The sequence below is a fragment of the Domibacillus sp. genome (assembly GCF_031181085.1).
Taxonomy (GTDB): domain Bacteria; phylum Bacillota; class Bacilli; order Bacillales; family Domibacillaceae; genus Domibacillus.
The window spans coordinates 58,998-70,963 of the sequence record NZ_JAPSLE010000004.1; the positions used below are offsets into that span (position 1 = coordinate 58,998).

At 45.4% G+C, this 11,966-nt stretch carries 10 protein-coding genes; 4 read left to right on the plus strand and 6 right to left on the minus strand.

The genetic code is table 11. From position 1 onward, the window contains the following. Positions 1 to 441: 441 nt before the first annotated feature. The 3 genes from RIN81_RS07810 to RIN81_RS07820 form a co-directional block, all read right to left on the minus strand. Positions 442 to 1,887 (minus strand): peptidoglycan endopeptidase, encoded by a 1,446-nt coding sequence (locus RIN81_RS07810; protein ID WP_309089018.1) that lies wholly within the window; start codon positions 1,885 to 1,887, stop codon positions 442 to 444. Positions 1,888 to 2,012: 125 nt separating this feature from the next. Beyond that, positions 2,013 to 4,010, minus strand: a complete 1,998-nt coding sequence (locus RIN81_RS07815) for a penicillin-binding transpeptidase domain-containing protein (protein WP_309089020.1) — start codon at positions 4,008 to 4,010, stop codon at positions 2,013 to 2,015. Between the two features lie 80 nt (positions 4,011 to 4,090). Continuing rightward, positions 4,091 to 4,513, minus strand: a complete 423-nt coding sequence (locus RIN81_RS07820; RefSeq protein WP_242231943.1) for a hypothetical protein — start codon at positions 4,511 to 4,513, stop codon at positions 4,091 to 4,093. Positions 4,514 to 4,708: 195 nt separating this feature from the next. Between RIN81_RS07820 and RIN81_RS07825 the strand changes: the two genes are divergently transcribed. Both RIN81_RS07825 and RIN81_RS07830 read left to right on the plus strand, forming a co-directional pair. Further along, the gene (locus tag RIN81_RS07825; RefSeq protein WP_309089022.1) at positions 4,709 to 5,851 is read left to right on the plus strand and encodes an MFS transporter; all 1,143 of its coding nucleotides are present in this window, start codon (positions 4,709 to 4,711) and stop codon (positions 5,849 to 5,851) included. A gap of 79 nt (positions 5,852 to 5,930) precedes the next feature. Then, the gene (locus RIN81_RS07830; RefSeq protein ID WP_242231945.1) at positions 5,931 to 7,058 is read left to right on the plus strand and encodes an amidohydrolase; all 1,128 of its coding nucleotides are present in this window, start codon (positions 5,931 to 5,933) and stop codon (positions 7,056 to 7,058) included. Between the two features lie 23 nt (positions 7,059 to 7,081). Here RIN81_RS07830 and RIN81_RS07835 read toward each other — a convergent pair whose 3' ends face one another. From RIN81_RS07835 to RIN81_RS07845, 3 genes are all read right to left on the minus strand, one after another. Further along, the gene (locus RIN81_RS07835) at positions 7,082 to 7,723 is read right to left on the minus strand and encodes a protein kinase family protein (protein WP_309089025.1); all 642 of its coding nucleotides are present in this window, start codon (positions 7,721 to 7,723) and stop codon (positions 7,082 to 7,084) included. A gap of 311 nt (positions 7,724 to 8,034) precedes the next feature. Further along, positions 8,035 to 8,793 (minus strand): LysM peptidoglycan-binding and 3D domain-containing protein, encoded by a 759-nt coding sequence (locus RIN81_RS07840; protein ID WP_309089027.1) that lies wholly within the window; start codon positions 8,791 to 8,793, stop codon positions 8,035 to 8,037. A gap of 354 nt (positions 8,794 to 9,147) precedes the next feature. Continuing rightward, on the minus strand, positions 9,148 to 9,705 hold the full coding sequence (locus RIN81_RS07845; RefSeq protein ID WP_309089029.1) for a 3D domain-containing protein: 558 nt from the start codon (positions 9,703 to 9,705) through the stop codon (positions 9,148 to 9,150). 226 nt (positions 9,706 to 9,931) lie between these two features. Here RIN81_RS07845 and RIN81_RS07850 point away from each other — a divergent pair, with 226 nt between their 5' ends. After that, complete coding sequence (locus RIN81_RS07850; protein WP_309089031.1) at positions 9,932 to 10,594, plus strand: hypothetical protein; 663 nt, start codon at positions 9,932 to 9,934, stop codon at positions 10,592 to 10,594. A gap of 18 nt (positions 10,595 to 10,612) precedes the next feature. Beyond that, positions 10,613 to 11,869, plus strand: coding sequence for an efflux RND transporter periplasmic adaptor subunit (locus RIN81_RS07855; protein ID WP_309089033.1), 1,257 nt, complete (start codon positions 10,613 to 10,615; stop codon positions 11,867 to 11,869). The last annotated feature ends 97 nt before the right edge of the window (positions 11,870 to 11,966 follow it).

An 11,966-nucleotide genomic window follows, 5' to 3' on the forward strand; every position in this document is an offset into this window, starting at 1 on the left:
TTCGCTTTCCGCGGGCAGTGCGGGAGCCTCCTCAGCGCACGCGCCTGCGGGGTCTCCCGACTCACTGTACATCCCGCAGGAGTCTTCGTCCGGCCGGCTTCCCCATGTGTTTAGAAAAATCAACAAAGAGGGCATCTCCACAAGCGCTTTTACCTTTGATGATAGAGAAAATGTATCTATTAAGCTGTACAGTCTGTTTAACCGCACAGGCGGCGGATGTGCGGCGAAGACTCCTATGGGACAAGCGGGGCCGGCTGAGACCGGCTGGGCAAGCTGTGCCGCAGACGGGCTCAGCGCCTGCCTCATGGAAAGCGAAGCCGCGCGTCCGCCGCCTTATCGACTCTCGTCTGAACTGCCTGCACTCCTTGCAAATAAAAGAATGAAAAGGATATTCAAGGAAATTATTCTACTAAAAAACGGCCTCAGATAGAGACCGTTTTTTTAATAGAATCGTTTAAAAGCAGTGAATCTTGGTTGAAAGTAAGAATTGCTTAAACTTGAAATGGTAATACCTGACGAAGAGCTGGCGTGGATAAACTGCCCGCCTCCAATATAAATCCCCATATGGGAAATGCCTTTTTTATACGTGTTGCTGAAAAACACAAGATCCCCTACTGCCGGACTGGAAACTTCATAGGACCTGCTGTAATAGCCCTCTGTATTCGTTCGGGCAATACTTTTGCCCGCTGCTTTGTACACATAATAAATAAAACCGCTGCAATCAAAGCCGGAAGTGGACGCACCGCCCCATACGTAAGGAATGCCCATCAAGGACTTTGCCGTACTGATCAGCGTGTTGACACTGTAGCCGCCGGAAGAAGCGGGATTGCTTACCTGTGTCGGCGTCTTGCCAGTACCCGTACTGCCGGCTACCTTTAATTTCTGTCCAACGAAAATAACGTCTGATTTCAAGCCGTTCATTTGTTTCAGTGCCGCCACAGTCATTCCATACCTTGAAGCAATCGCGCCTAATGAATCTCCGCTTTGCACAACGTATAAACCATTAGACACGGGAGACGATGGTTGATTAGGTGAAGACGGACTTTGAGTAACAGTGGCACTGCCGCTTACTTTCAGCTTTTGTCCAACGTAAATCACATCGGTTGTTAAACCATTTAATTGCTTCAGTGATGAGACCGTTGTTTTGAAGCGGGAAGCAATGAGTCCGAGAGAATCTCCGCTTTGTACGGTGTATGTGCTGGTTGAAGTTGATGGCTTCGACGTGCCCGTATTAGCGGCCGGCTTTGAAGAAGAGGCACTTCCGCTCACCTTCAGCTTCTGACCTACGTAAATCACATCCGTTGAAAGAGCATTTAATTGCTTCAACGCTGAAACGCTTGTTTTATAGCGGGAAGCAATCAGGCCAAGAGAATCCCCGCTCTGTACAGTATATGTACTCGTTGAAGTTGAGGTCGATGGCTTGGACGTACTGGCCGGCTTTGAAGAAGCACTTCCGCTCACCTTCAGCTTCTGCCCTATATAAATCACATCGCTTGAAAGACCGTTTAATTGTTTTAGTGCTGAAACGCTTGTTTTATAGCGGGAAGCAATCAGACCAAGCGAGTCCCCGCTTTGAACAGTGTAGGAAGAAGCGGCAGCTGTATACACAACTGCTGCCGGCTCCGCTGTTTCTGCTTTGACCTCATTCGGCTCTTCCTGAACATTTTCTTCTGTTTGGGAAACGATAAGCTGGTCATTAATGGACAACGCATCTGACGTAAGATTGTTTAGTTCCATTAACTGAACGACTGATAGTTTGTACTGGTTGGCGATGCTGAACAGCGTGTCACCCTTTTTTACTGTGTACAGTTCTGAAGCATGTGCAGCCGACGCGGCACCGGTTGCGATAAATGCTGCAGCTGTTAAAGAAATAACCGTTTTATTCATTGGATCGCTCCTCTACTCTCCGTATCTACTCTCTAGTTCTATCGTCTAGTTTTTCTTGCTTTTTATCGCTTCTAGTAAACTTTTATTCTTTCAGTCTAATGATCTAGATAAAAACCTATATTTTCTTATTTACGATACGTTTTCCATTTTACATAAAAAGCACGGGCTTTGTCGACCGCTTCTTTGCTTCCACCCGCTTCCGCCGCGTCTTCCACAAGCAGCGCAAGGACAAAAGACGGGTTGTTTGCATCATAGGAAACAAATAAGCCGTTTTCTTTTCCAGTCGTTCCTTGTTTCTCTTTGATTTCAGCTGTGCCAGTTTTTCCGGAGATGGCCATGCCTTCAATATTCGCAGCACGGGCGGTTCCACGTTCTACTACGCCGCGCAGTCCTTTTCGAATGATGGACGCTTGTTCTTCTGTCACAAGTTCTTTCTGCCAGACAGACGGCTCATCATCAAGAAGCAGGAGCGGCTTCATGATCGTTCCTTTGTTTAAAAAGGCTCCATAGGCATTAGCCAGATGCGTCATTGATGTAAGTACTTCTCCCTGGCCATACCCGGTATCAGCCAGTAAAATATCTGAATCAAATGTACCGGTATTTGAGATCTGCGACTCACGCACCGGATAAGCAAACGGATACTCTACGCCAAATCCAAAAGATTGGAGTCCCGCTTTCATTCCATCTGCTCCCGTATCAAGCGCCGCCATCGCAAAATAAATATTATCAGATGCCACGATAGCGGATTCCAAATTTACAGGACCCGCCGACTCACTGACACGGGTTACCCGGTAATTGCCCCACGATGCATCTTTTTGCCATTGAAGCCCTTCAATCGTTTTACCGGCCGCTGGATCCAGTTTCCCCGCTTTCATCGCAACAGACGCTGTAATCGGCTTCATGGTGGAGCCTGGTGAGTAAGCTGCCGCAAAGCGATTTAGGAGTGGCTGCTTTGGATTATCTTGAAGCTCGGTATACCGGTTTGCGGGTATGCCCCGGGCAAATTCGTTTGGATCAAAAGAAGGAGAGGAAACAAGCGCCAGCACATCTCCTGAAGCCGGTTCTACAGCTGAAGCGGTTCCGGCTGCTCCTTCCATTTGTTCAAACAGTGTTTTTTGCATTTCTGCGTTGATGGTTACCTTTACATCCTGGCCGTTTTTCGGCTCCTTCTTCGCGATGACTACCGGCTCTTCTTTCTCTTTTTCAATAAAAATCTGCACGCCGTCCGTTTCTTTCAACCGCTCTTCAAACAGCTGCTCCAGGCCGCGTTTCCCAATTTGATCACCTTGTGTGTACCCTTTGTTTTCTTTTAGCTCTTCTGCGCTGATCTCACCCGTATAACCGGTTAAATGTCCGGCAGCAGCGCCGTATGGATAAATACGGACTTCTTTGGAAGCTGTGGCCGCTCCTTTTATAACTGACACTTTTTCGATCAAATCCTTATTGGATGAAGCGGCGGTTTGAAGCGGAACAAAGTACCCGTCCTGCACCCAGCTTTGGCCGAGCTGCTTGTTTATGTCTTCTGTTGTTAAGCCAAGCAGTTTGGCCAGCTGCGCTTTCCCTGCTTCATCAATGGCGCCGGCGTTTACACCAATCGACACCGCTGTTCCGTTGACGGCAAGCGAGCTGCCGTTCCGGTCAAAAATACGCCCCCGCTGGGCTTCAAGCGTTTGAATGCGTACTTTGTCCCCCTCGTCGTAATCAGGCAGCAAAAAAGAAGGATCCCAATCAATCAGCCATTCTTCACCCTCATCTGTTTCTTCCAGCTTCATTACCGCTTCTTTTTCAAATGAGATCGGTCCGGCAATGGTCTCCATTTGGATTTGAAGCGGCAGCCGTACCGTCTGATCATTGTCCATCTTCACGTCTTCTTCTGTTGGCAGCTCTACTTGAAGCTTGTCCATTTCAATATCTGACATAATATTTTTATATCGTTCTGTAAACTCTTTTTTCGTCATAGACGATTTGGTTTCCTGCGTAAAGTGTTTATACATCCCGCCATAATCGTTGTCCTGCCATTCGCTCACATACGCTTCCAGCTCACTTTCCGGTGCTTCCGGTCCGCCGCAGCCGCTAATGAGCGCAGCTGAACCCGCTGCCAAAAACATTGCAAAACGCTTCATTATTCCGCTCCCCCCTGTTTTTCTACTAGTATAGCAGAAAAAAACGGCTCTTTTGAAAAGAGCCGTAAAAGAGCCGTTCTTTAAAGAATCGGAATATCAATCAGGAGACAGCGTTCAGGCTGTGCCTCTGTATGATGGAGGAGGGCACGGGCTGATAAGAATTGAACAGCTTCCCCCCGGCGAATATAAAAACGCCTGGCGATTGACATCATCACCGATTTTGATAAAAAGGATGCTGTCACAGCTGTAATATATAAATAGCCTTCTGATAAGTTATAATCAATGATGACCTCCTGCCACACTCCCTTGTGGGCCACAATCATTTTAATGGCCCCTTTTTCGCCAAGATGCCACTCTTTTTCAGCCGGCTGGGCGAACGGGGTAAATTCGGCATCGAGTATGAGTCCTTCCTGATAAACCGTCATAAAGCGAATCATGCAGTCGTCTTTCCGTCCATTGACAAAAATAAGCGAGCTTTCCACTGCTTCATTTGGTTTCTCCATCCGATTCTCCTTTTTCTCGTCTTAGTCGTCCCTTTTTCCTATTTCGACACCACTTTTCAATATCCTTCAAAAACCCTCAGAAAAACTCAAGTGTTAAAAAGAAACAGGATATAAGAAAGATTCTTTTCTTTTCGCGCAAAAAAAATCATATTTTCGCTATAATGGATAAATACTGACAAAATAAAGGAAGATTCGATGATTTTTACTTCACAGTTTTGGCTGTCTTTAATGTTTTTTGCTTTTTACTTTTCATGGGGGATTTTTATGCCCTACTGGAACGCGTGGCTTGTTTCGGAAAAGCAGCTGCCTGTTGAAACCGCCTCTACGCTTATTGCGATTGGACTGTTTATCCGTGCAGCTTCTACCTTTTTTCTTTATCCGGCGTTGAGCGCTAAGTTTCCAGCCGGCACGCTTCTCAAATGGTTTTCTATACTTGCGGCCCTTCTTTCCCTTCTTTTTATCCCGGCCTCCAGCTACATGACGCTGCTGATGGTGATGATTGTATTCAGCTTGATTTACCCGATTATTATGCCAATGGCCGACAGTGCGGGTGCCCTGTTAATGAAAACAGAACACATTCATTATGGAAAAAGCCGTTCCTGGGGTTCAATCGGCTACACCGTATCTGTTTTTTTAATCGGCATCGCTACTGCTATGTTTACCAATACAGCGATTTTGTATATGTTAATCGGAAGCCTTATTTTCACAGCGGCTGTGGCTTCTTTCCGCACACCATCTGTTCTCCAGCAAAGCGGAGACCTGCGGCATGTGCCCCTTCGCCAGCTGTTTCGATCACGCCGTTTTGTGACTGCGCTCCTCATCTGCGTACTCATTCAAGGCGCTCATGCCGCTTATTATAATTATGGGGTGCTGTATTTAGAATATCTTGGGGTAAACAATATTTGGACGGGGGTTATTTTAAACATTGCGGTTGCGGCCGAAATTCTTTTTTTCATGGTAGCCGATCGGTTCCTTGGCCGCGTCTCTGTCCGTTCCATGTTTATGTGGGCAGCACTGGCAGCGGTTTTGCGATGGGCTCTCATGTTTATCTTTCCTTCGGTCCCTGTTTATATTTTTGCCCAAGTCTTTCACGCTTTTACATTCGGGCTGGCACATTATGCGTTTATCCGGCTGCTGAATGAAGAATTCGACTCTTCGGAAATTCCAGCCGCCCAGGGCGTTTATTCTTCACTTGGAATGGGGCTGAGTACGGCTGTTTTAACATTTGGGGCAGGCTTCTTATACGACATAGAGCCCCGCCTTGCTTTTTTAAGCATGGCAGTCGTGGCACTTCCTGCTGTTTTTATCAGCTTTTTGATGAGAAAAGGAAAAAGATAAGAATTTTCAGTTATTTGCCAAGCCAAAAGGTTTATTTTCGCTTATACTAATAGAAAGAATGACTGGGGGAGGGCTTGCGATGGCTCAAACGGAATTAACATTTGAAAATAGACTTCTTGAGATTTTCGAACATTTGCATGCGCATCCAGAAATCAGCTGGAAAGAAACAGAAACAACCGCATATATATCACAGCTTCTAACAAAAGAAGGCGTTCGTTCTTATACATTTGACGATTGTACGGGATTAATTGCGGAAATTGGCAGCGGTTCGCCGGTTGTGGCGGTTCGTGCCGATATTGATGCTCTTTGGCAGCAGGTAGATGGAGAGTTTCGCGCTAATCATTCATGCGGGCATGATGCCCATATGTCGATCGTGATTGGCACGATTTTAACATTAAAGGATCAGGTAACAGAAGGCGGCGGCACCGTTCGATTTATTTTTCAGCCTGCTGAAGAAACAGGCACAGGGGCACTGAAAATGGTTAAAAAAGGCGTGGTCGATGACGTTGATTACTTGTTCGGTATTCATCTCCGCCCTATTGAAGAGGTGCCTTTCGGAAAAATTACACCGTCTGTTCACCACGGAGCTGTTGCTTTTTTACATGGAAAAGTGATTGGTGATGACGCACACGGCGCACGGCCGCACCAGGGAGTGAATGCCATTGAAGTGATGTCTTCTTTGAGCCGTCAGCTTAACACCATCAATTTCTCGCCTTTTGAGCCGTATTCTGCTAAGATGACGCACATTGAAGCCGGCGGACAAAGCTTAAATATCATTCCCGGTTCGGGTAAGTTCGGGCTCGATGTCCGTGCACAGCGTAATAAAGTACTGCTTGATCTTCAAAAAGCCGTCGAGCATAAAATTGAACAAATCAGTATGCTGTATGAAGTGCAGATTGACTATGAATGGATGGATTTTACTCCGGCCGCTGAAGTCTCTGAAGAAGCAGAAGCATTTTTACGGAAAGGAATCATTGAAGTGTGCGGTGAACAAGCACTGGCCGATCCACTCATCACATCCGGCAGCGATGACTTTCACTTTTATACCATTAAACGCCCCCATATAAAAGCGTGTATGATGGGGCTTGGCGCAGGACTTACACCCGGTCTTCACCATCCGCATATGACATTTGACAGGCGCATTATCAAAATTGGCGCTGAAGCGCTGGCTGCAAGCGTCAGACATGCATTAAAGGGCGAATCATAAGCAAAATCCGCAGTAGACCAAAGTCACTGCGGATTTTTTGCGTGGGCTGTCCGGGAAACCGGCAGCAGCCGTTTTTTATACAAAATACCAATCATATTAAGCAGCGGTTTCGGCCACCGCTTTGGAAAAAAGGGCTTCATATAAAAAGCGGAATGAGCCGTTTTAATATCTTCCCAGTTCATACAATCTTTCGTCTGGCGGAAACGGGCTACGTCAATAATCATCGTACTGCCTTCTGCTGTAATCATAATATTTCTTAAATGAACATCTGACGGATTTAATCCGCGCTTTCGTGCAGTTTGAAGCGCCTGGTCCGCTTCACGGATGTGGCGGACAGAAATTTCCACCCCTTCTTCGAGGCACTGAAAAAAGGTTTTTCCCTCTACCCAGTCGATCACAATATAGGTGCCGCCGGCTTCATGCAAATGAGGGAAATGGGGAACACCCGAAAGAAGACGGTAAATATCCGCTTCTTCTTTTGCAATGTGCACTTTATCTGGATAAAACACTTTAAGTGCCCGATCCGTTCCTCCAATGCGAAATACGACCGCACTTCTGCCTTCTCCTGCAAACGTTAATTCTCCGTGACTGGTGATGACCGGACGCCAATGACCGCCATGCCGATTAAACCGGACACTTTCTGCCAAATGCTTATACCGTTTCATGCTCACTCCTCATTTCTTCTTTCTTCTATTATATACGGGCAGACCCCCAAAAACGATTCATTTGCATAAAAGAAAAGCGAAAGGCGCCCGTTTATCGGCGACCAGCATAAGACTAGTCCTTGCGGAGGCGCTTCTTGCCTCCACGAGGGCTTGGCTTATGACCTCGAGCCGTTGGCGCCTGGAGCTAGACATCATACACAATCATTGATCAAAGGCTAAAAGCGCAGCGTCCTGCTGCAACACTTCAAATTGAATGAATGAAAAAACCGGCCTATATTGTGGCCGGTTTAAAAAAACGGGGTATATAATGATTAATCAAGAATTGTTACGTTAACTGTACGTACGCCCCAGCTGTATGCTGCATCGTTGTTTGGCACATGAAGATCGATTTTGTTTCCTTTAATTGCGCCGCCTGTATCGCCAGCAACGGCTTCACCGTAGCCTTCAACGTATACGCGTGAACCAAGCGGAATCACGTTCGGGTCAACGGCGATAACTTTTTTGTTTGGATTGTTGTTAAGGTCGATACCTGTTGCTGTTACACCAGAGCATCCAGCACATTGTGCTGTGTATGCTGTTGCCGTCACAGTGATTGTTTTGCCTTGTGGTGCTGATGCTTGAGCCGGCTCAGCAGCTGCTTGCGTTGAAGCCTGCTGTACAGGTGCTGCTTGAGCAGGTGCAGCAGAACCGTTTGTTGACAACTGCTCACCCGGGTAGATCATATCTGATGAAAGACCGTTAATAGCCTTTAACGAGCTTACTGAAATACCGTGTGCTGTAGCAATTTTAAATAGTGTGTCGCCTGCTTTAACAGTGTATGTACCGTTTGAAGAAGCTTGAGCTGTTCCACCTGCTGAACCAGATGTTTGAATAGTCGATCCAGCGTAAATCATATTAGAAGAAAGGCCATTTGCTGCTTTTAATTGTTCAACAGTTGTACCTGTTTTTTGAGAAATGCTCCATAGTGTATCGCCTTGTTGTACTGTATATGAGCTAGCTGATGCTGCGGTGCTGAATGCGCCTCCGCCGATTACTGTTGTTGCTGCTAGTGCCATGATGTGCTTTTTCATAATAAAAAAACCTCCTGGAATGTTCCTGCCGGTGTGACGAAGCACACGTACGCAAGAGTTTTTAAAGCTGTATTTCTCCGTGACTGTAGGGACAGCGGCTAATTTATATAAAAGCGCGATAAACGCTCGATTGAGGATTCAGTTCCTCTTGACCAGCCGGCTCTCTCCGGCCTAACGAGATTCATTGTAACACGCCAAACCATGTAATGTTTTTAAAAGGACGTTACGCTTCGATGTACAAATGTGACGTGAATGTTACAAGGAGAACATTATCTTGAATTCGTAATAACCCTGACATAAAGACTCCATTAAAAAACAAAAAAGGAAGCTGATTTCCATCAGCTTCCTTTTGGATTATTTTAAGATCTTAACTTTTACTGTACGTACACCCCAGTTTTTTGCTTTCTGGTTTGTAGCCATATGAACATCAATTTTATTCCCTTTAATCGCGCCGCCTGTATCGCCGGCAACAGCTTCTCCATAGCCTTCAACATATACTTTCGTACCTAGTGGAATCACTTTCGGATCCACGGCGATTACTTTTGCGTTTGGATTTTTCTTTAAGTTAATGCCTGTTGCGGTGATGCCGGAGCACCCACTGCAAGAAGCTGTATAAGCAGTTGATTTAACGGTAATTTCTTTTTTAACATTGCTTGTTTTTGATGCTGGCGCCGGTGCCGATGAAGAACTTGCGGCTGCCGTGCTGCCGATTGAAAGCTTTTGTCCCACTTTAATGGTATTAGAGGAAAGGTTGTTCCACTTCTTCACTTGATCCACTGACGTACTGTAACGTTTTGAAATACTGTAAAGCGTGTCCCCTTTTTGAACTGTGTGAGTTGCGGCGGCTGCTTGTGCCGCAGAAGCTGAGAAAATCATCATTGCAGCAAGAAAAGACATGGCCATTTTTTTCACGTATCATTACCCCCTAGTTTTGTAACACGAGATTGATTGTAACACGGTTCTGTTTCAACACTATTACACTAGGATGTTCGTTATATTACATTCACATTTCAATCGTTTAATAATTCTGACAAATAACAAATAGACCAATAATGTTAGAATATTATTGGTTCATATATCAATAGTTGTATATAATGAGAATTGACTTTATTTATTCTAATTGATGGGAGATTTGAAAATGGCTTATCGGCTTCAGCTTTTAAAAGGGCTGTTTCGCACTTCCCATGAACTCGCACAGCTGTCACAGGCCGAAAAAACTCGCGGTTTATGGACAAAATTTTCACTATTACTACTGATCAGTGTGCTTCTGTCTTTGCTTGCCGGCGCATTAGGCATACAAAGCGAAGGCATATCTGCTTATATGGCCGAATCCGATATGTATACATATGAATGGCTGAAACTGCTATTTACCGGAGGTGCTGGCCTTGCCGGACTGCTGCTTCCTCTTTTCTATATCTTTGTTCCGGCTCTTCTTTTTTGGACATTCTTAGAATTAGAGTTTAAAAAGCTTGTCGCCTTGCAGTGTATTACTTTCTCAATCTATTTAATTGAGTTTGCCCTGCTTATGGTCTGGAATGTGTTTTTCTCTATTCCGCGTGACTCTTCACCTTTCTCACTGGGGGTTGTCGCACAATATGCCACAGACAATGCAATGGCCATTCGCTTTTTCAGCTTTATTACAATTTTTCAAGTTTGGATTTTAGCGATTCAATACCGTTTTCTGCGGGCGTCAGAAGCTAGAAAACCTCTTTTCGTTTTCTTGATGGTCTTCCTGACAGGCCTGGCATTTTGGATTTTAGCGACATTGTTTACATCGATCCAAGTGGAAAACTTGTTTTAATGAAAAGAGGTGAAGACAGTGAAAAAAATAAAGAAGCAAGTATGGCTTGCAGCCAGCGCGGTTGTAATTGCCGGTAACTTATATTTAATTTTCAAGGAAGACAGCAAAGCCGTCCGAAGCGAATGGCTGACCGACTGGGACCGATCTGAGACAGGAGATGTGGTGAAGTCGTTTTCTGCAGAAGGCGTTGTCGTTCCTTCTGACGAGTACCCGATTTATTTTGATCAAAGCAAAGGGTCGCTTGAAGAGGTTTTTGTTAAAGAAGGCGAAGCCATTCAGCCCGGCACTCCATTATTTCAATATTCACCGGACGTTATAGAGGATGAAATCGCCCGCTTAACAGCCGAAAAAGATCAGACTCAGCAGCAAATCTCGTTGATTGACAATCAACTAAGCCAGCTGCGTCTGCTCCTGTCCGAAGCGGAGAACGAGGAAAACGAAACGGCCAATACGGACGGTTCTTCAGACAGTGATAGTGACGGCGACACGACGATCGTTCAAAGCGGTGATGCGAGCACGGGAGTAGAAGAAAGCATCCTGCAGCAGGAAACCGAAAAGCAGAAGCTGCAGGAAGAAGTGAAAAAATACGATACGCTTATTGCCGCTCAGGAAGCGAAAAAAGATAATTTAACTGTAAAAAGCACGAACGAAGGCTATGTAAAAAAAATTGATACAAGCTTAAACAACCCGGTGATGATCATTAATTCATCGGTACCGGCTGTAAAAGGCGTGTTTGATGAAAAACAGATGGCAAAGTCCGCACCAGATCAGCGGGTTGAAGTCACTGTAGATACGACTCTCGAGCAGTTCAGTGGATCGCTTAGCTCTGTCAGCACGTATCCCGAAGAAGAGCCGTCTGTAAAACGAGCAAGCTTATATCCATACTCTGCTCAGCTGAGCGGCGCTGCATCAAGTGATTTGTATCCCGGTTTAAAAGCGAGTGTGAAAGTCATAACGGATGAACAGCCGGATGTGGTTACGATTCCGAACACGGCTATTTTAAGAAAAAATCAAAAATCATATGCCATTGTTCTGAATCAAGAAGGTCTTCTTGAACGCCGGCGTATTGAAACCGGCCTTCACGTGGATGGTGTGTATCAAGTAACCAAAGGCGTAGAAGACGGTGAAGCGATCGTGATTGATCCGTACCGCCTCGTGATGAAACACGGCCCTTTTATTACGCCGATTGACACCGATCATATAAAAAAGAAACCGTGGAACGAGCTGTCTCGTACCGAAAAAATAAAATACGCGCTTATGGGCTTTTTATCTTAAAAAAGACGCTTTTAAAAGCGTCTTTTTTATTTGCAAATCAGCATTCTTTCATTCTCCAAACCTGTTAAAATAGAGGTAAATAATATATAAATTGGAG